This window comes from Butyrivibrio sp. AE2032 (assembly GCF_000702965.1).
The window spans coordinates 1,129,651-1,148,833 of sequence record NZ_JNLF01000003.1; the positions used below are offsets into that span (position 1 = coordinate 1,129,651).

The 19,183-nt window shown below is 40.2% G+C and carries 17 protein-coding genes; 5 read left to right on the forward strand and 12 right to left on the reverse strand.

The features are described 5' to 3' along the window. Window positions 1-102: 102 nt before the first annotated feature. The 4 genes from BO18_RS07055 to BO18_RS07070 form a co-directional block, all read right to left on the reverse strand. The gene (locus BO18_RS07055; RefSeq protein ID WP_034444857.1) at window positions 103-360 is read right to left on the reverse strand and encodes a zinc-ribbon domain-containing protein; all 258 of its coding nucleotides are present in this window, start codon (window positions 358-360) and stop codon (window positions 103-105) included. Window positions 361-816: 456 nt separating this feature from the next. Beyond that, window positions 817-2,091 (reverse strand): IS110 family transposase, encoded by a 1,275-nt coding sequence (locus tag BO18_RS07060; protein WP_034444859.1) that lies wholly within the window; start codon window positions 2,089-2,091, stop codon window positions 817-819. Between the two features lie 119 nt (window positions 2,092-2,210). After that, window positions 2,211-2,900: a hypothetical protein gene (locus BO18_RS07065; protein ID WP_034444861.1), complete on the reverse strand. Its 690-nt coding sequence runs from the start codon at window positions 2,898-2,900 to the stop codon at window positions 2,211-2,213. Window positions 2,901-2,959: 59 nt separating this feature from the next. Continuing rightward, complete coding sequence (locus BO18_RS07070; RefSeq protein ID WP_034444863.1) at window positions 2,960-3,340, reverse strand: DUF805 domain-containing protein; 381 nt, start codon at window positions 3,338-3,340, stop codon at window positions 2,960-2,962. A 556-nt stretch (window positions 3,341-3,896) separates the two neighbouring features. On the opposite strand from BO18_RS07070, the gene BO18_RS07075 reads away from it, so the two are divergent. Both BO18_RS07075 and BO18_RS07080 read left to right on the forward strand, forming a co-directional pair. Beyond that, window positions 3,897-4,586: a hypothetical protein gene (locus tag BO18_RS07075; RefSeq protein ID WP_034444865.1), complete on the forward strand. Its 690-nt coding sequence runs from the start codon at window positions 3,897-3,899 to the stop codon at window positions 4,584-4,586. A 12-nt stretch (window positions 4,587-4,598) separates the two neighbouring features. Further along, on the forward strand, window positions 4,599-5,000 hold the full coding sequence (locus BO18_RS07080) for a zinc-ribbon domain-containing protein (RefSeq protein ID WP_034444868.1): 402 nt from the start codon (window positions 4,599-4,601) through the stop codon (window positions 4,998-5,000). A 107-nt stretch (window positions 5,001-5,107) separates the two neighbouring features. On the opposite strand, the gene BO18_RS07085 is transcribed toward BO18_RS07080, so the two are convergent. From BO18_RS07085 to BO18_RS07095, 3 genes are all read right to left on the reverse strand, one after another. Beyond that, window positions 5,108-5,698 carry a hypothetical protein gene (locus tag BO18_RS07085; protein WP_034444871.1) on the reverse strand — a complete coding sequence of 197 codons (591 nt, stop codon included), beginning with the start codon at window positions 5,696-5,698 and terminating at the stop codon, window positions 5,108-5,110. 91 nt (window positions 5,699-5,789) lie between these two features. Continuing rightward, window positions 5,790-7,310 carry a bZIP transcription factor gene (locus BO18_RS07090; protein ID WP_185752367.1) on the reverse strand — a complete coding sequence of 507 codons (1,521 nt, stop codon included), beginning with the start codon at window positions 7,308-7,310 and terminating at the stop codon, window positions 5,790-5,792. Window positions 7,311-7,322: 12 nt separating this feature from the next. Further along, window positions 7,323-7,685, reverse strand: a complete 363-nt coding sequence (locus BO18_RS07095) for a hypothetical protein (RefSeq protein WP_034444875.1) — start codon at window positions 7,683-7,685, stop codon at window positions 7,323-7,325. A 129-nt stretch (window positions 7,686-7,814) separates the two neighbouring features. On the opposite strand from BO18_RS07095, the gene BO18_RS07100 reads away from it, so the two are divergent. Further along, window positions 7,815-9,065, forward strand: coding sequence for a hypothetical protein (locus tag BO18_RS07100; RefSeq protein WP_034444877.1), 1,251 nt, complete (start codon window positions 7,815-7,817; stop codon window positions 9,063-9,065). Next, window positions 9,062-10,132, forward strand: a complete 1,071-nt coding sequence (locus BO18_RS07105) for a WYL domain-containing protein (protein WP_034444880.1) — start codon at window positions 9,062-9,064, stop codon at window positions 10,130-10,132. Before BO18_RS07100 ends, BO18_RS07105 begins: the two co-directional genes overlap by 4 nt. Window positions 10,133-10,146: 14 nt before the next feature. Here the strand turns inward: BO18_RS07105 and BO18_RS32520 are convergent, their stop codons facing one another. From BO18_RS32520 to BO18_RS07130, 5 genes are all read right to left on the reverse strand, one after another. Continuing rightward, on the reverse strand, window positions 10,147-12,303 hold the full coding sequence (locus BO18_RS32520; RefSeq protein ID WP_051688558.1) for a protein kinase domain-containing protein: 2,157 nt from the start codon (window positions 12,301-12,303) through the stop codon (window positions 10,147-10,149). Next, window positions 12,303-14,507, reverse strand: a complete 2,205-nt coding sequence (locus tag BO18_RS07115; RefSeq protein ID WP_034444882.1) for a protein phosphatase 2C domain-containing protein — start codon at window positions 14,505-14,507, stop codon at window positions 12,303-12,305. Before BO18_RS07115 ends, BO18_RS32520 begins: the two co-directional genes overlap by 1 nt. Before the next feature lie 51 nt (window positions 14,508-14,558). Then, complete coding sequence (locus BO18_RS07120) at window positions 14,559-15,407, reverse strand: DNA-3-methyladenine glycosylase family protein (RefSeq protein ID WP_034444883.1); 849 nt, start codon at window positions 15,405-15,407, stop codon at window positions 14,559-14,561. A gap of 88 nt (window positions 15,408-15,495) precedes the next feature. Next, entirely contained in the window at window positions 15,496-15,837 is a 342-nt protein-coding gene (locus BO18_RS07125) for a restriction endonuclease (RefSeq protein ID WP_242856525.1), read from the reverse strand. Between the two features lie 153 nt (window positions 15,838-15,990). Then, window positions 15,991-17,070, reverse strand: coding sequence for a PTS transporter subunit IIC (locus BO18_RS07130; protein ID WP_034444888.1), 1,080 nt, complete (start codon window positions 17,068-17,070; stop codon window positions 15,991-15,993). 168 nt (window positions 17,071-17,238) lie between these two features. Here BO18_RS07130 and BO18_RS07135 point away from each other — a divergent pair, with 168 nt between their 5' ends. Beyond that, window positions 17,239-19,134: an acyltransferase family protein gene (locus tag BO18_RS07135; protein WP_034444890.1), complete on the forward strand. Its 1,896-nt coding sequence runs from the start codon at window positions 17,239-17,241 to the stop codon at window positions 19,132-19,134. The last annotated feature ends 49 nt before the right edge of the window (window positions 19,135-19,183 follow it).

Below are 19,183 nucleotides of genomic sequence, written 5' to 3' on the forward strand. Positions count from 1 at the left end.
ACAAATCTTAATTTGTCACTGCCCCTTTTAATCTCTTTGCATTCACTCCTCTTTTCGGAGTCAATTGTTGCAATCACAGAAAACAGACTCCATTTGCAGTACTTATTTCCACGGTAACAAGAGTACCGTAAACAATATCACAGTAGCTGCAGACATAGCAATAGGAAATAAAACACCAAATTTCATAATGCCCTTATTCACAAATTCATTAAACTTTCCAGCCACGCTTACTTGCGCTTCCGGGCTCTTCGGAACACTCACTTCAGTTACATTATCCTGATCATTGACAAGAGCAGCTCCACAGGAAGAACAGAACTTTACTCCATCTTTGTTTTCTGCTTCACAATTTGTACATATCATAGTTTTTTCTCTCTATACTTTCTTATATATTTTGCACAAAAGAACCAGCATTTAAGCCTTCTGTGCAATTGGTTAATAAGTTACAAACAATGATAAGCAATAAATAATGGGCGAAAACTATGTCATTTCAGGTACAATGCATATGTGTTTCCAGTCAGAAGGGTGCACGAAAGATAACGTCATCCTTTTTATGAAGGCGAATCTGTGTCCCATTCTTCCCTATGGCTGCTAACCTCTCATGTCTAACAGGATCATACTCCCGTGGGAGTGTCCTAAATTCCTTCGTCCAGCCTACCCATAGTGGGGTGCCGCTTTTGCTCCTTATCAGGGTCATTGCCCTATAAATTATGTCTCAGCGGCTTCGCTCTGCTTTGTCATTGATAGAGAGCACTCCTGTAATCCAGCACCAATTGAACTCTTGGCGGACGTTGTCTGGTACAGTATGTGCTGTTTGAGTCAGGCTGCTTCCGGTCTGATAATGTCCCTTCGGAACTTCTCTTCATCAAAGTCACAACCTGTCTGTAGTATTACGTAGAACACTCTGATAGCCTTACATGCAACTGCAATCTTTGCCTGCATTCCTCCAAGCGGATTTCTTGTTCTATTCCTGTAATAAAGGAACACATCTTGAAATGCAGGATTCCAGTTCATCAGTGCACGAGCTGATTCATACATTGTTCTTCGTAGCTTTCTTCTGCCCCTCTTACTGATTCTTGGCTGTCCTTTTTTCTTTCCAGAACTCTTTTTGACTATCTCTAGCCCTGCAAGCTTCTGTATCTGCTTAGGGTCTGTGAAACGTCCGATATCACCAACCTCTGCAACAAAGCCAATCACAGTACTCATCCCTACTCCTTTAATGGCGAGCAGTTTCTCCACATTTGGTACTTCTTTTATCTTTTCTTCCAGGTATTCATCAAGTCTTTTAAGCTGTTCTGCCTTAAGTATGTAGTCATTCACAAGAACCCAAATCTCGAGTCTTGCAGCCTCACCGGCTTCTAACCCCACACTTTCCTGTGCAGCTTCCACCAGGGTCTGAGCCCTCTTTAATCCTGCCGCACGGACCTTTGCATCACGCCATATTTGATTGATTCCACCTGCCCCGATTTTTAGGATATCCTGCGGAAGGGGTGCACTCTTTAAAAGCATAAGTCCACTTGTTGAATCCCAATCGGAATAACAATCCAGATACTCAGGAAAGAATTTTTGTAACCATCCCTGTATCTGGTTTGACAGACGCACATGTTGCTTCATGATCTGGTCTCTGCATACAGAGGCTTCTCTGATCTCTGCATATACACCTTCCGGCAGATAAGACGTTGAATATCTTCCTTCTTTAACCAGCATGGCAATTGTTTTAGGATCCTTTAGGTCACTTTTTTCTGGGCTGTTATCATCCAGTTCTTTGCTTCTGTTTACAGTAAATGGATTAACTGTTACAAGCCTTACATCATGGTCCTGTAAGAACTTCTGAAACGTAAGCCAGTAGCAACCAGTAGGCTCGCAGCCGACAATGACCTTCTTCATATCGGTCTTATTCATGAGTTCCTCAATCCATCGAAGGAATGTAAGGAATCCCATTCGGTCGTTACTAAACTTAAACACTCTTCTGGATAGCTCAAATCCCCTCCAGTCAAACGCTCTACAGAAATGTGTCTGTGATCCAACATCAACCCCAACAATCAGTGTATCTGCAGTTACTTGCTTAAGTCTGTCATTCTGTGTAAAATTCATTTTGAGAAACCTCCGGTTAGCATAAGATGTTTTTTCATCCGCCAAGATGAACACCTTTATCTTACTTAGAGGTTTCTTTTTATTCAATTGGCGTTATTTCTGAATTACAGGAATGCTCCTTATAGACTATCATTTATACTTTTCAAGGATGACGCTGCACTGGCTGTATTAAACGCTGTAGCGACATTTGCAACTGCAGATACCGCAGCCAGAGAAGTCTGGTATTTTTGCTGCTGAAGAATCTGGCTCTGCATTTGTTCCATACGGTTCCTATGTAACTCTTCTTCATACAGATTGATCGCGTCCTTTAAACTTCCAGCTCTGCCATTTTGCAAATATGAGCAAAATGAACTTACTGCATATGAATACTGATATTTAGTGGGAAGGCATTCTGTAACCGCTCCCAAATATGGTGTTATAAAGTCTAACTGAGCTTCTTCTATGTCCGATATTGCCTGGTTTTCTTCATTATCTATCGCATCAATTTTTCTTTTATTAACCAGCTTAAAGTACAAATAAAAGTAGAATATTGGCAATCCGATGACTCCAAGCACGATAAGTCTCATAAAAGCCGGAGGATTATGAAGAATAACTCTGAAGTTTAAAATAAAAAATGCGATCAGGCAAAGTACAGGAGTAACTATATATGCCACAATTTGAGAAGACTTTATACTCTGTCTGCGCTGCTGACAAATTGTTCTCGTATAAGCTTTTTTGTCCTCCATTGATTCAAACACTTTCAGTGGCTCAATCAGTGGGCTAAGTTTACTAATCAATTCATTAGGTGTTAAATTTTCCATATTGTTCATCGGTATTATCCCCTTTTATAACGCATTGAATATCTGATCATCTTTTCCCAAACTCAGCATCATACAAATGAATTCATATCTGTTGAAGAAACATTGCCAATGCCCTTAGGATTTGGTCCATACATATTATCACCAACCTGTGAATCCTTGAGTAACCATATTGTTACGATCCAAACGCCTACTATAGGAATAAGCACAAAGAAATAAAAAGTTCCCGGTTTTCCAACATCATGTAGTCTGCGGACATTAAGAGAAATAGCTGGTACCCCAAGAATAAGCGATACTATGATCACCAGCATAGCGCTACCCAGAAAATGATCACATAACAGAAAAACAGCTAAAGAAAAAATAGTGTAATACCAGTATTCCTTTCTTCTTGCTCTGCCAGAAAAATTCTTGAAGTTCAAAAACACAGATTTAATAGCATCGATAAATGACATTTTTTATCCTCCCAAAAATAATGATTCAATGTTTTTAACTACCTCATAACATTCTATTGACATTCAAAAAAATACAACCCATAAACTATATCTTTTTTTATCAATTTGAAATTATATTTCAGGTAGCTATTGCCTGAATTAAACCAGGCATTGCTCTAAGGGCCCCAAGCGATTTAACTTACAATATAATCATATCAGTATGCATTCCAACTTTTTTGAACGGTTTGCATCCTATACTTATAGCCGTGAAAAAGCGTGCGTTTTGCACCCATGATACTCGATCAGAACAACAGATGTTCTATGTTAAAGCATGCGTTTTTATGCAATTTACCAATTGAAAATAAAGAAAGTTTTGTTTATACTACATAAGCCAATGTAAGTAAATGGGCAAAGATAAAGCAATTTAGTAACATAGAACCATAGGGAATCCAAGAGTTAGCCAACGAATAAATAGTTCTTTTAGCTGCTGTTTCCCAGTAGCTTTTTTTATGTCCTAAATGTGCCCCAAATTGCCACATGAAACTGATCCTCGTGATCAAAAAAGGAGAAATGGTTAATGGTCAATCTAGAAAATTATAATTCAACAGAACTTATTGGAGTTTTTTCGCCACTCATTGAGCCTTTAAAGAAATTTGAAGCTTTAGTAGATAAGGAAGAAAGAACAAAAAAGAATTATCAGATGCGTCAAAAAAATGTTTACTCGTCCAGGGTCTGGATATACATTTTGGTTCCTATAGTATCTTTAATTGCATTTACCATACTGAATATCAAAGTTATGATTGCAAATCCTCCCTCTTTCCTTAGGCTTATGGTGTTAGCTGTTATAGGTCTGCCTATACTGTATTTTTATCTGTACTTTAAGCCCATTATGAAAAAAGAATCAGAAGATTTGATGATTGAAGAAGAACGTGTTTTGCAGGAAATAAAAGATGCCCAGATAGCAGAAATCTCTCCATACTGGGACCAAATATCTGATTATGTACCAACTAATTATCAGAACTCTTTTGCCGTTAGTTCTTTTTGTTCATATCTTCAAAATGGAAGAGCCAGCAATTTGAAAGAAGCCATTAATCTCTATGAGGAAGAGCTTCACAGATATCGCATGGAACAAATGCAGAGCCAGATCCTTCAGCAGCAAAAATACCAGACTTCCCTGGCTGCCGTATCTGCTGCAGCAAATGTTGCAACTGCATTTAATACGGCCAGTGCAGCAGCATCCTTAAGTAGTATAAATGATCGTCTATAAGGAGAAACAACTATGAAATGTGAAAAATGTGGAGCAGATAACCCAGCAGGATCAAAATTTTGTACATCATGTGGAGCGCCTTTCCCGGAAGAGGTCAAAGCAGAGCCTGTATCAAATGAGAATTCTATTGTTGAAACGTATAGTAACAAGATTGAATATTACATGAGTATAGGTTCAAAACGATGGGGGATATTATTTCCTATAGGTTTAACAGTAGCTACAATATTATTATTTACAATACTACTTATTCCCTGGAAAATTGGTGCTGCGATCAACAGTCATAAGCATAAGGATTCCAAAGCAGACATCATTAAACTTGCTGAGAATGATTTCGAGTCAGATCTGGAAAATGATTGCGAGCTAATCCTCAAAGAGTATATCGGGGATGATTATGATGTCGAGATCAGGTCTTAAGTTATTGGTGTGCCTGTAACTCATATGTAGTAGAAGATTGAGATATGAAGAAACCCCAGATGCGTCTTGCATCTGGGGTTTTCCTGTTTAGTTCTACTTACTTTGTCTCAATCTGCTCCGACCCAGCTGTATACTTCTCCACTTGGTAAAGTTATTGAGCCGCTTGTGGGATGATTGATCAACCAATCAATACGTGCTGCTGTTGATCCCCATCTTATGTTATCCGTATATCCATTTGCACTTATTCCATAGAATACCCCATCTTCGAAATACCACATCCAGGTTCTTAGATCTCCGCTCGCCAATGCGTAATTGTCGAAATTATATCCAACCTTGATCACGACTGTATTAGGCAGGTATTCACTATATCCGGATGGCAATGTGTAATTCACCGCCCACTCTTCGGCTGGTGTTGAATTATAAAGGTTCAACAATTCATCCAGATATCTCTGTGCCTTAGCCTCATTTTCACACTGCTCATATTTCTCTATTAACGAATCCACCTTTTTCTGCAGTTTCGTTGCTGTAGCATCGTAGATTGCCTTGTTTTGTTTCGCGGTATTCACTTTTTGATCACGTTCAGCCATGTAGGCATCCCATTCCGGATCCAGGCCACTCTCATAGGATGAAGCCATAACAGTTGTTGAGAATAACATTGATAATACAATTGTTAAAAAAAGTGTTTTCATAGTTTTCATTCGTTTCTCCTCCGTATTGAACAACGATTTTGTTTACAATAAAATCATATCAATACGCATTCCACTTTTTTTGAACAGTTATTTTCGTATATTAAAACCCTCTATTATCATAAGTATGATCGAACACCACATATTCTTCCTCTACCTTGCTGCTATCAAGACCATATCTGCAGACGCCAGTTAAGATATTGGTACAGAATATGGCCTCTTCATTATCGTCAAGGCTGAACTTATATAATATCCATCCGACATAGCCCTCTGTATCCATTGATTGTCTGGACAACAATTTAACTTCTTTATCCGGATAAGCATCTTTTATTATATTTTCAGCAAAAAAATCAGCATCATCATTACTCATTAATACATAAGGCCCTGTCAAAGCATCAAAAGAAGTCTCCTTATCCATGAAAGCATCATAATCTATATCCCCTGGGTTTGATGAGAAATCATACACAGCAGGTTCATGACCTTTTTCCAAATACATACCATTCTCTATGTCCCATTCCTCAATAAATTGTGATCCGATATCTATACCCGTTGATGCATAGATACATTCCTGAGATTTCATATCAAAAGAACACCAATAATTTACTACTGCCATTACATCATATTCCTCATATCTATCATGTGGCATTATGTATCCAGTGATCAGTGGCGCCCCTTCATATTTTACAATATCCTTAATATACTCTTCGCGAAGGTAATAATGGCCATCAGTTTTAGCAGATCTGTTCGCCTCTAAATCCACCTCAGTAAGTCCCATCTTTTCGTAGAAAGCAGGAGCGTCACTATATTTTAGCTTGCCGCCATAATACATTTCTCCATCATAACGGATGCCTCCTGTATACCAAATATTCTGGACAGCATATTTATTGCGGGAATTCATATCATTCATATAGTTATTCCATTCTTTATCATCAAAACATGAGCATGTCAGAGCTTCTTGAATAGGTTTCGTTTTACCCTCACCATTTACATCATATGGCTTAGCAGGGCGTATGTTTAAGTCTTTGGTTATGAATGTACTCAAACTTGCAGGTTTTGTCTCAGGGTTCTCAAACGTTACGGAACAATAACCATATCCATTTTTAGCAACAAGTATTTCAACTGAGCCATCAGCAAGACGTTCCGTGGTATACTCTTCGTTCCCATCATCTAACCAAAAGCTGTATGCATCTCCTTCTGCTCCACTTTGTGTTAACTTGTCAATAAAGCCCTGGACTGTAATGGGCATATCTTTAGATACATCAAATACCACGTCATCAAGTTGTATACAAAAAGTATCTATTGCTGGATACTTCTTTCCATCATTAGGATGCTCGACTAACTTAGGCTTAAAATCTAACAATTTGGAATTGCATTCATATACATACCAATTTTGTGTAACTGTATTCTCAGCAGTTTCATCTTCCTGTTCATTCACAGCTTCATCCCCGGTTTCTTCCGGCTGTTCTTTGGATTGCTCTAATTCTTGAACCTGTGCCTCAAGTTCTTTTATTCGCTGTGTCTGATCTGCTTCTTTACTTGAATTTCCACATCCAAACAAAAGAGCTGAAACAACAGCCATAACAACTACAATTCTTAAACGTCTTTGCATATTCATCTTTTCCATCCTCCTAAAATTTCAATTATTTTCTTCTTGATCCAAAACTTTGAATTTCTCCCGTTGACGTCTTTTGTTCGCACATTCACATAATTCTTGAAACAGTCCGTTATAAAACGCTTTGAAATCCGGATTCTCTTCTATGTATCGTTCAGCCTGCTTCTTTTCAATTTCTGTGAGCCCGTCTTCCTGCCCCATCATTATGTTAATGGCATCATGTAAAGGTTTGTCCTTTCTTTTCTTTTTTTCTTCGCCTACCCAGTGGTTTCTAAAAGCCAGGTGCTCATATTCCAAATCCTTTAGATAATCCATCTTTTCTTTGTGAGTCATCTTTGGAAAATCCTTATTAAGCAGCTCAAAGTTTAGATTTACTACGCTACTCATTTTTTCTCCTCCGTATTGAACAGCGATTTAGTTTACAATATAATGATATCGATGTCTATTCCATGATTTTTGAACGGTTAACCTCCCATACTACGCACCGTAAAAAAGAGAATTTGAGGATCAACTACTATGAGCGCAAAAGAAGATCGCAAGAGATTATTACTGTCATCATTCCAAGACAACAAAGAGCTTTCCACCAGACAGATAATGGAAATATTACACACAAACTCAAAGGGAACCGTAAACACATATATCAACTACCTTCGCTCTGATGGATTCATAATTGAGGAAAAGCAATTAACGCAAGGAAGAAAAGTCTATTCAGTACATATTGATGAAGATATTGATTACCCGGAAATTTCCAAGAAGATATGGCAGAATTTTATAATTATGTCATCGTTAAGCGATGATCTTTCAGACGCCCCACGAGTCATCCGCAATCAGCTAATAGACTATATTCTTAATGAAAAAGAGCTAAGCATCGATCTGAAACAATCTGCCCTTTTTACGAGAATAGATGACTTATGCAAGGAAGGCCTGATCAGCGAAAAAAAAGAAGCAAATGCAAAAAACATTTTCCCCTCTTCAGCAACTCCAATCGTTAAGTCCTTTCAAATCGAGGAAGCTGACAAGCTGGTAAAAGATCTTTCCCTGGTTCCCAGCGCTGCTCCCTTTCATAAATCCATAAATGATTTCAGACAGACACTTGAAGGGCTATCAGATGTAATAGCCACTATTGAACAGGCACCGTCTTTCCTCTCGTTAGGAAAAAAATATGAGAAAGGCAATATCGATCAGGTGTTAACCAGCATTTTCGGGACATGTAAGTATAAAGAAAATGTTTGTGATTTCTTATGCGATACCAGAAAGGGACGGAGATCAATAAGGATGGCTGTCGGAAAAATCGCATACGTCATAGAAAAAGACTGTTTATATATTATTGGGAAAGAATATCAGGACAACACATCTCAATCCAATATCATTATCAATGCTGACAGAATACTTCACGTCACCACTGCCACACACAACGGACAGGTAATAGAGAACCATGCCTGGAATTCCAGCGAATACAACGCTATTTTCGAGGAAATGTTAAGTATTTCTGTAGAGCCAGTTGAAAAAGTAATACTGCGTTTTGACGACATCCATTTTGTCGAAGAAAAGATCAAGACTTTGATGAAGCAACGAAAAACAGCAAAAATAGAAAAAAGAGATGGCTATATTTATTATTATGATGACATACGAGGATTGGCAGATTTAAGGAACTATCTTCGCTCTTTTACTGAACGATGTGTCGTAATAAGCCCCAGCAATTTAGTTGATGATACCATAAACAGCATAAATAACAGCCTAAGTTTATATGAGGAGTCTGAGAAATGAATCAGTTGCATGATCCTTACCGCCGCATTCAATACTACTACATCTACTTTTCCAATAAGGATTACACATTAGTTGAAAACATAGAATACGGCTGCTCCATTGCTGAACTTCATCGCATTTTATCGATCCCGGTATCAGTCATCAGAAGGGATATCGCCAGCCTCTTTTCAATGCCGGAATGTGGATATGTTTATTTTGATGATGATTCTGAATTGTCGGAGGAGTTATCAACGCATGATATTTGCTCAAAGATAGTTTCCGGCGAGCTGGACAATATCGCAATATCATCAGCACTCCCATTCCACTTTGCCGATTCAGATATACCCTTCGCAGTATCAGCCGGTGATCTGAATTATATATCCCGCTACTCAAAAATAATAAGATCAGAAATAACAAACTCAGAAAGCGCATATTCAATTAAACAAAGCTACAGATTTCGTGACACCATGGCATTAACAGACAAACTTCAGCTATTCAGCAAAGCCATATCTCAAAACTGTGCCGTTATAATACGTTATCAATCTCCAAGAACAACTGAAGAATCCTCGAACCTGGAAATATATCCGGTTCGTCTGCTTTATGATGCAACCGATAACATTTATGCCATAGTTGCATGTTTTGACAATTTCACCCACCTATACACATACCGTCTGGACAGGATGGTCTATGCTGCCCTCAGAAGCAAAAAATGGGATCCAACCGATCCAAAATATAAAGAATTATTAGACAGACTTGATTATGCTCCATATATCTGGAACAGAAATTTTGATGATATACAGCTAACCCATGTAAAGGTATGCTTTAGAAAAACCGGCAACGTATGGGAAAAAGTAAAAAAAGACCTTGCCTACCGTACAAATGGTAAACTGTACGAAGGCAAGGAGAATATATCAGGTCAATCTGAACCTGTCCTGTATTATGAAGATGAAGTAAGTGGCATGAAGTCCTTCTATCATTGGCTTGCAGGATACGGAAGTTCTGTTAAAATTCTGGAGCCGGCTTCCCTTAAAGAAGATGCGATTCTATCATTAAAAAAGCAGCGGCTAAACTATTGCCAGGACACCTGATAAAGCACGATAAGTTAGTCAACATAAAAGATACCGTCTGATACTATTCCACCATATTCAATAGCATCACTACTTATTTTGAAAGTAATAAACTCAACTCCGCTTACATCCAGGTCTATTGGTGTTACTGGAAGTGCTCTTGTATAGTCAAGCAAATATAAGGGCTCATTTTCGTCATCACCATATATCTTCAACCGATAATCACCATTATCGCTGCTATCATCACAGGCAAATTTGCACCTTAATCTTTTATACTTTCCGCCAAGATAGTACTTAGCAAATCCTGGACCGGTATAGTCTTCAATACAGAGAACATTGTTATACTTATTACCCAATGTATCTTCTGCGTTTTCGTATATTCCTGTATTTCCGTGATTGCGTTCCACAATCGCCATGCTTGTAATTTTTGTATCTTTGACAGCTTCCTCTACTTTGGCGGAATCCGTGTTAAGATCCGCGTCGTCAACATAGAATATCCCTTCAGATATTATTCCACCATATTCAATAGCATCACTACTTATTTTGAAAGTAATAAACTCAACTCCGCTTACATCCAGGTCTATTGGTGTTACTGGAAGTGCTCTTGTATAGTCAAGTAAATATAAGGGCTCATTTTCGTCATCACCATATATCTTCAACCGATAATCACCATTATCGCTGCTATCATCACAGGCAAAATTGCATCTGAATCTTTTATACTTTCCGCCAAGATAGTACTGAGCAAATCCTGGACTTGTGTAGTCTTCAATACAAAGAACATTGTTATACTTATTACCTAATGTATCTTCTGCAGTATCATATATTCCTGTATTTGAATGATTGCGTTCTACTATCTCCATGCTTGTGAGTTTTACTGACGCAGCTGTTTCAACGCTTTCTGCTTGCTCCGCTTCACTCTTTTCTGCATCTGCCTGTTTATCATTACTGATTTCTCCAGTATTTTCCGCTTCCTCCGACTGAACAACCGTCTCTTCCGAATAGCTGTCATTGTTCTTGTTAGTAACATTCTTAATAAACTTTACAAACTTCATCGAGGAAATGATCATACAGATAAGAACAATCAAAGCTATGACTGAATATAGTGCAATAGGCTTTGTCTTCGTGGAAGGTCTGATTTGCGGCATATTAACATCAGACTGCCCTTCATTCGAATAAGCAGCATTGCCGTCACCTGTAGAAATACTCATTATGTTGATGTTATTTGTCTGTTCTGCGGAAAAATTCACCTGAATATTAGGATTATCTAATACCTTAATTGCATCTATCACTTCTCCAGCAGACCTATAACGATCTTCGGGTTTAGATGCACACATTTTTAATACTATATTTGCAAAGCCATATGAACAATTATCCGGAAAAGGCATTACTGCATTATCCGATAATCTCTTTTGCTGCGCCTCATAATCATTTGACACACTTAATTCTGCCGGATAGTTTGGATAGAACGGAAGTCTTCCGTGATTAACTATCTGATAAAGGAGTAAGCCAAGAGAATAAATATCTACACGGCCATCATATGACCCAGTCTGTACTTCAGGGGCAACATACTTTTCTGTTCCACGTGAACTGAGATTGGTTATATTAGGCTGCATTTTTCTTGCTATTCCAAAATCTCCAAGATAATAGTCGCCTCTTTTTGAGCAAAATATGTTCTCAGGCTTTATATCCCTATGAACCACATTCGCTTCCTCGCACACCTCTAAAGCAGAGCAAATATCCATCGCCACCTTTTTTGCCATGTTCTCTGCCTGTGCCCTATTATCTTCTATATGTTCATCTAGTCTGCTCCCTAAATCTTCAAGAAGATCCATACTGAATAGAAGGTACCATCCAACACCATTCTCTTGCTTGACGGTGGTATTTCTATTTATGTGTACTATATGGGGACTCTTTAGCTTTATTAGTTTCTCTATTTCACTAACTGCGCCTTCCAGCTGACTCCTGAAGTATTCTTCCGGCTCCTTTCCTTTCCGACGAACATCTTCAATCTCCATGTCGTCCATTGGAATAGGGATGATTTTTACTGCTTCTTCATCTTTTACGCCGACATTAGCATCTTCTTTTACGCAGCGAAAAACATACCCATAGGCGCCGTGCCCCAGGTAGTCCACAACCTTTGTATCCGTCCAGGTTTTTTCTATTATTCCCGATAAGATTTCACGTAGTCCCATTACTTGTTTCTCCGTTTTTCCAGTAACGCAATAGCTATATTATCACGTCCGCCTTCCTTAACAGCTATGTCCTTTAGATCCTTTACTTTATCCACTAATGTTACATCATGTTTTTTTACAATAGAAGTGATCATTTCGTCCGCAACATAATTGGATAAACCATCAGAACATAGCAGCAGAAATGAATTATCCGGATAATTCTCCAGATTATAATATGGCTCGATCTTCATGTTCAGGGAAGAAACGCCCAAATACTGGTATAGCTCTCCTTCTTTCAAAACTGATCTATCATATCTGTGAGCCTTAGTCATTTTAACAGATTTTGAATCCTCAATCAGAAAAACAGAGCAATCGCCCATATTGACAGTATATACATGGTCATCATGAACAACCGCCAGCGCAAACGCACTCCCTGCTTTCAGCAGTTTATACTTCCGTATATAATCCGCCACTTCTTTTTCAAGGGCATCAGTAACACTCTGTATTTTTTTACTATAGTCATTGTCATCGTCTGAAACAATAACATTCTGAATCAGATCGTGCAATGTATTTATAGCCTTTTCTGTTACCTCGCGGCCGTCCTCTCTTCCGCCAAAGCCATCAAAAACAGCAACCCAAATATCTTCATCCACCCGAGTGCCATATGTCAGATGATCATTATCCATGCTCATGCAGTCACGTTCTATATATAAGCCATCCTGCTGTTCTATCCTATCCCCGATATTTATGATCCCTGCATATTCTACCACATTGCTCTGACTAACACTTACAGAAGTTCCCATTAACTCCTCTATAGTTGGCCTGTTGTCTGGATCCCTGTCGATCATTTTTTCTATTTCTTTTAAAACCGGCAAAAGATTCTTTTTGAAGTCTTCTGATGGGGCTGCTTTACCGGTATTGATATATAGGATCAGTCTTCCCAGTGAATAAATATCGGCTTTTTTATAGTCTTTATCAGGTTTGTCATCTAATACCTCAGGTGCCATAAACCCTGCTAAAAACAGGTTTTGATAGTACTTATCCAACGTTTCATGTACAGTGAAGGCAGATGTTTTAAAATCCTTGACCGTCTCAAAGTTAACAAGAACAGCCCTCAGTCCCTGGGAAGTTTCACATATCAGGAAGGAAAACGGATTCAGCCCTCTGTGTGGTAAAGGTGGATTAACGGTATGTAATGAATGAATAGCCTTCTTCATATCACTAATGATCGTATTCTTATCCTTTTCCTCAAGCTGGCTCACTCTTGAAGCAGTTAAGACAGTTGGCTTTCCCGGAAGCTTAAACACCTGGTAATCCTCCGAGCATGCCCTGATCACCTCGCTATCTCTCAAAACCCTGTCCGGTGTTACAAAGCTATCATTCCAAAGCCTTTTGATCGCATCAATATTTCGCTGTTCTGAATTATGCTCTTCATCATCTCTATAGATTTTTTTGATGAGATAGTAGGAAACTTCGTTATTTATAGCCGTAAAAAAGACATCTTTCTCTGTAATGCCGGTTTTTTCCTTTGTAGGATTCAATATTTTCACGGGCAATTTATAATAGTCATTGATTGGCGATAAATTGTCAGCAAAAACCTCCGGATGATCAAAATATGTTTTAAAAGCAACAAATAAAATTTTTACTGCAGCAGTCAGGTCTTCATCCTCTATTTCTTTTTCGCCTATATGCATAGAACTATCAGATGAAATTCCGTAGAGGACATCTAACAGCGCAGTATAATCAGTTGCACCCTGTTTCTGATGAGCAGTTTTTATCTCTTCAATTTGTTCCTGTATTGCATCAGGAAGATTCAATATCAAATTTTTTACAGCTTTTCTTTGACTTTTCTTAAGCGTTGGCTCCTTCTCCATCATCGCTTTTCTGGCCATATCTCTCGGAGTCTTGCTTGCATCAAAGTTCTTACTCCTATTCCTACTCTGCTCTTTAGATTCCGCTGCTAAACTATCTATTGTCTCCTTAATAGCTTTATCATCCTGGGGATCGTCTACCAACTGCAATGACCTGGTATAATAGCCAAACTGTTCAATAGCCAGTCTGATGTGCTTTAAGGATTCCCCGACATCTGAATAACGGTTTTTCTCCGCCTCGAGACAGCAATTGAACAACTCCTCATTATGCGTTTTCTCATAGACAAAAGAAAAATTGCCCTTGGGAACTTTTATTTCATCAATCTCGAAATAATTAATCCGCTCTTCAAACATCAGAATCCTCCATAATTGCTTTAGCAAAAAAGGGGATGAAAGCCTGAACTTTCATCCCATGCTTCTGGAATAGAAAAATAAGTACTGCTGCATCACCCCGTTGTATGGAGCGTATTTGTCAAAAAGAAATCCCTGTGGGTACTGCTCTTCAAGAACCCTGTTTATCCATACATCTTTTGGAAAAGCATCCAGTCTGTGGTAGCCAAAGAGAATCTCGCAGTTGGCCACTTTAACGCCGACGCCAAAAAGCTTAAGAAGTTCTTCCATAAGTTTGTCGTCGCCAACCTTTTCAAGCGCCGAAAGATCCACCGCTCCGCTTACCACATCCAGAGCCGCCTGATGAACATACTTGTCCCTGTAGCCAAGGCTGCAGCCGGAAAGCTGCTCCATGGAAAGAGCTGCCAGTTTATCCGGCGTCGGGAATGAATATATCCTGCCGGTTTCAGGATCATCAGCGATCACATTTCCAGCCAGAGCGCAGAGCTTCTCGATAGAAGCCTTGATGGCGGGAATGTTTTTTCTCTGGGATATTATAAAAGAGATAAGCATCTCCCAGGGATCCTGACGGAGTATCCTTATGCCCTTTCCATACTCTGACGCACGATAAAGGTAAGGATCTTTTTTCTTGTCAATCTTCCCGCGAATCTGACTGTAGCTGATATCCAGGTCGAAATATCTTTTCCAAAAAGATTCAAACTCATCCTCTGAGCAGCCAAACTCGTACTTGTCCTGTCCAAGCTCTGTCACAAACAGATGTCTGTTGACCGCAGCAACGCTATAGCGCTTATGCACTACTCCTGCGTCGCCACTTCCGGAACCCGGCACTTCATTGAACCTGAAGCACTGACCGCTATCTGCAATTTTTCCAAGATCAAAATCATCCTGTATGGTTAGTACCATCGAAACATCACCTCATAGATGGAAAAAGATTGCCATGTTGCCCAGCAATCATCGCAATCCTATATCCTTATTGTTCACTATATTATATTCATTTGGTATCCATACTGTCCAGATAACCACGATCCCAAAGCATAATGTTGAGCTTCTGGGCCAGTTCCACCGCCGGCTGAGTGAAGTATTGGTTAGTCATCACAACACCAACCATTCTTCCATAAAAGTCCCTTCCGGCATATACTTCCTGAACTGCCTTTACTCCGATAGGCTTGTCGTAACATTTGCACTGAACAGCATAGGTTATCCCATCCTTTTCTGCCAGGATGTCAGCACCAAAATCACCACTGCCCTTCGTGACCTCAACTTCTATAAAACCATTGGCTCTCAAAATATCAGCGCAGTAATACTCGAAGTCATGGCCCTCCATCTCATCCATAGGGAGTTCCTTGGGTGGGCGGTTCTTAAGCCAGTGGAAAAAAACTGCCACCAGGATGACAAGTATTATAGCTAAACTTATGATCAAAATCGGAACGCGAACATTTAACATGTCTTTCCATACCCCAATCTGTTAATCCTGGTCAGACGAGTATCAGAGCTTAAGATCTCCTTCTTTAACCCAGCCGAGCTTCTTAACTACCGCGTGGATAGCAAGAGAGAAAACTGCTGGAAGAACAAAGGAAATAAGTACAAGTCCGAGCCAGTCAAAGCCTGTAATAGGGCCTCTTGCACCTTCAGCAATCTGGTTGACCCAACCGGTGTAAACACCAATCTGACCAACAAGTCCACAGGTTCCCATTCCTGAGGAAACAGGTGCGCCGTCCATTCTAAGTCCAAAAATGCAGGTTGCGATAGGTCCTGTAATTGCTGAAGCAAGAGTAGGTGCGATCCAGATCCTTGGATTCTTGATGATGTTACCCATCTGAAGCATTGATGTGCCGATTCCCTGTGAAACCAGTCCGCCCCACTTATTCTCCTTAAATGAGATAACTGCAAAGCCTACCATCTGTGCACAGCATCCTGCCACAGCTGCACCACCTGCAAGACCTGTAAGTCCAAGGGCTGCGCAAATAGCTGCAGAAGAAATAGGAAGTGTAAGGGCCATACCAACCACTACAGCAACAAGGATTCCCATAAGGAATGGCTGAAGCTCTGTAGCCCACATGATAAGGTTACCTACTGCCATTGCTGCTCTTCCCAGGGGAGGTGCAATGAGCCAGGAGAAAAATACACCCACTGCTATAGTAACAAGTGGAGTGACCAATATATCGACCTTAGTCTCTTTTGAAACTGCTTTTCCGAATTCTGCAGCGAGAATTGCCACAAAAAGAACTGCCAGAGGACCGCCTGCTCCGCCCAAAGCGTTAGCTGCAAATCCTACTGTTATCATTGAAAAAAGAACCAGTGGCGGGCACTTAAGTGCATATCCGATAGCCACAGCCATAGCCGGACCACTCATGGCTGATGCAAGACCGCCAACAGTGTAATCTGAACCCGCGATTGTTGCTACTGTTGTAGTAAGAAATGGAATTTTGAACTGTGTTCCAACAGTGTTGATGATGGTTCCGATGAGCAGTGAGCAGAAAAGTCCCTGCGCCATAGCTCCCAGAGCATCAATGCCGTATCTCTTTAATGAGATCTCAATGTCTTTTCTTTTTAAAAACTCTTTCATATCCTTCCTCCTAGTCGACGCCGCATCTTTTTATGGGTCGCCGCTTTATATCTGGCATCTTTCCCATGCCATACATCTGCACGATTTTACCACAGTTTCCACGCATTCATCAACACCAATCTGCCATTACCCCTTTATTTATGCGCTAAAGCTGATAAACTAATAATTATGAAAAGCCAAACGCTAGACTCACTTATTTTACTCATATTTCCCATAGCTCTTTTGGCTGTCACCTTCTACAAGGCAGAGTTTTCAAGGCTTTGCATCGGCCAGGAATCTGAACCTACCAGGGACGGCAGGGATTTTCTGACCCAGAGCAGGATGATCCGGGCAAGCGCCTGCATTTTCATCATCCTCCACCACCTGGTCCAGACAGTGACCTCCTATGGGTACGTCTACAAAGGCCCCATCACTTTGCTTAACTACATGGGGTATCTGTTTACTGCGCTCTTCTTTTTCTTTTCAGGCTTCGGCCTTATCGTAAGCTTTTACTCAAAGCCGGATTATCTGGATCACTTTTTCTCCAGGCGAATCCTCTCTGTTCTTATTCCGTTTTGGGTCGCCAACCTGGCAGGCATTGTCATAGAAGTTGTAAAGGGCCTCGGAACGCCATCTTCTTATTTAAAAGAGCTTGTTGGCCTTACGCTCATCAACGGCAATGGCTGGTTTATCATTGAGATAGTTCTTTTATATTGCGCCTTCTACCTGTTTTTCAGATTCCTGAAAAACAAAGACCTGGCACTTACCCTTATGCTGCTGACAGTTCTATTTATAATAGTAGCTTCATTCCTTCGTGGTCACGATCTTGATAGCGGTGATTCCCGTTGGTTTAGGGGGGAGTGGTGGTATAACTCAACTATTGCATTTGCCTTTGGCATGCTCTACGGTCGATTTAAGGATTCCTGGGACAGTTTTTTTGAAAAGAGCTATAAGATTGTCACTGCACTTTGTGGCGTAGCATTTCTTCTTGTCTTTTCACAGTCCATCTATACTAACAACCACAGGGGTTATTATCATGAGCTGTCTTTCCATGGCCAGAGAGATGCGCTATTGACTCTGCTTATCCAGACTATCACCTGCCTGCTTTTTTCTCTGCTTGTCCTGCTTATAAACAGAAGGCTCACCATAGGAAACAAGCCACTGAAATTCATAAGCTCCATGAGTCTTGAGATCTTCCTGATCCACGGATTCTTTGTGAGTATGATTTTTGGCGGCAAAAACTATCCCGACCCGATATTCTTTCTGGCAGTCCTTATCAGCTCCTTTATTCTTGCATATCTGCTCTCCCTAGCAGACAGCTATCTTCTTGATAAGGCAAAAGAGCTTTTGACAAAGCTTCAAAATAATGACAAGCGCAAAAAAATGCTGGTGACCGTTCTTTTGGCGGCAGTACTTTTCTTGGCGGTAATAGCTCTTTTCTCCGGGAGGCGTTTTATTCTGGCAAAGAGTGAATATGAAGATGAGCTTGTAACCTTAAGAAATGCTGATGTGGGGGACGAGGTCAGATTCGGACATTTTGATACGGATACGCTGCTGCCTGGGGCAGAGAGGCTCACATGGATAGTTATTGACAGGAAAGGTAACAGTCTTCGGCTGCTTTCCAAGTACGGAATTGCCGGAAGCTTCTACAATCAAAAGCATGAGGAGATTTCCTGGAGAGATTCTGATCTATATGCGCTTTTGAATTCAGAGGATTCTACACAAGCCTTTAGCCGATACGAAGTTCGGATTCTGTCTGAAGATCCCGGCACCAAGGAAACCATCAGCCTTCTGACTGTTGACGATGCAAAAGAGCTTTTTGCCACAGATAAGGACAGGGAGCTGGAGATCACATCTGCTGCCCTTGCAAACGGAACCAACGAAAACCAAAAGAGTAAGTATAACGAATGGGACATGAAGGGCTATCGAACTTCCTGGTGGTGGCTTAAGGGAAGTGACACTCCTAGTGTGTATGCACCTATTGTCACAGAGGATGGAGAGATCTTGGAGGATAAAAAAGTCGTAAATAAGCCCTCCGGAGCCATCAGGCCTGTAATATGGGTAACGCTCCCTTCTGATAACTAATCGTTTGAAAAGGACCATCGGGGGATGTTATACTAAGTCGTTGGAAGAG

Excerpts from the sequence above, each read along its gene's own strand:
- BO18_RS07055 (WP_034444857.1), bottom strand. The coding sequence starts at position 360 with ATGATATGTACAAATTGTGAAGCAGAAAACAAAGATGGAGTAAAGTTC.
- BO18_RS07060 (WP_034444859.1), bottom strand. The coding sequence starts at position 2,091 with ATGAATTTTACACAGAATGACAGACTTAAGCAAGTAACTGCAGATACA.
- BO18_RS07065 (WP_034444861.1), bottom strand. The coding sequence starts at position 2,900 with ATGAACAATATGGAAAATTTAACACCTAATGAATTGATTAGTAAACTT.
- BO18_RS07070 (WP_034444863.1), bottom strand. The coding sequence starts at position 3,340 with ATGTCATTTATCGATGCTATTAAATCTGTGTTTTTGAACTTCAAGAAT.
- BO18_RS07075 (WP_034444865.1), top strand. The coding sequence starts at position 3,897 with ATGGTCAATCTAGAAAATTATAATTCAACAGAACTTATTGGAGTTTTT.
- BO18_RS07080 (WP_034444868.1), top strand. The coding sequence starts at position 4,599 with ATGAAATGTGAAAAATGTGGAGCAGATAACCCAGCAGGATCAAAATTT.
- BO18_RS07085 (WP_034444871.1), bottom strand. The coding sequence starts at position 5,698 with ATGAAAACTATGAAAACACTTTTTTTAACAATTGTATTATCAATGTTA.
- BO18_RS07090 (WP_185752367.1), bottom strand. The coding sequence starts at position 7,310 with ATGGAAAAGATGAATATGCAAAGACGTTTAAGAATTGTAGTTGTTATG.
- BO18_RS07095 (WP_034444875.1), bottom strand. The coding sequence starts at position 7,685 with ATGAGTAGCGTAGTAAATCTAAACTTTGAGCTGCTTAATAAGGATTTT.
- BO18_RS07100 (WP_034444877.1), top strand. The coding sequence starts at position 7,815 with ATGAGCGCAAAAGAAGATCGCAAGAGATTATTACTGTCATCATTCCAA.
- BO18_RS07105 (WP_034444880.1), top strand. The coding sequence starts at position 9,062 with ATGAATCAGTTGCATGATCCTTACCGCCGCATTCAATACTACTACATC.
- BO18_RS32520 (WP_051688558.1), bottom strand. The coding sequence starts at position 12,303 with ATGGGACTACGTGAAATCTTATCGGGAATAATAGAAAAAACCTGGACG.
- BO18_RS07115 (WP_034444882.1), bottom strand. The coding sequence starts at position 14,507 with ATGTTTGAAGAGCGGATTAATTATTTCGAGATTGATGAAATAAAAGTT.
- BO18_RS07120 (WP_034444883.1), bottom strand. The coding sequence starts at position 15,407 with ATGGTACTAACCATACAGGATGATTTTGATCTTGGAAAAATTGCAGAT.
- BO18_RS07125 (WP_242856525.1), bottom strand. The coding sequence starts at position 15,837 with ATGGATGAGATGGAGGGCCATGACTTCGAGTATTACTGCGCTGATATT.
- BO18_RS07130 (WP_034444888.1), bottom strand. The coding sequence starts at position 17,070 with ATGAAAGAGTTTTTAAAAAGAAAAGACATTGAGATCTCATTAAAGAGA.
- BO18_RS07135 (WP_034444890.1), top strand. The coding sequence starts at position 17,239 with ATGAAAAGCCAAACGCTAGACTCACTTATTTTACTCATATTTCCCATA.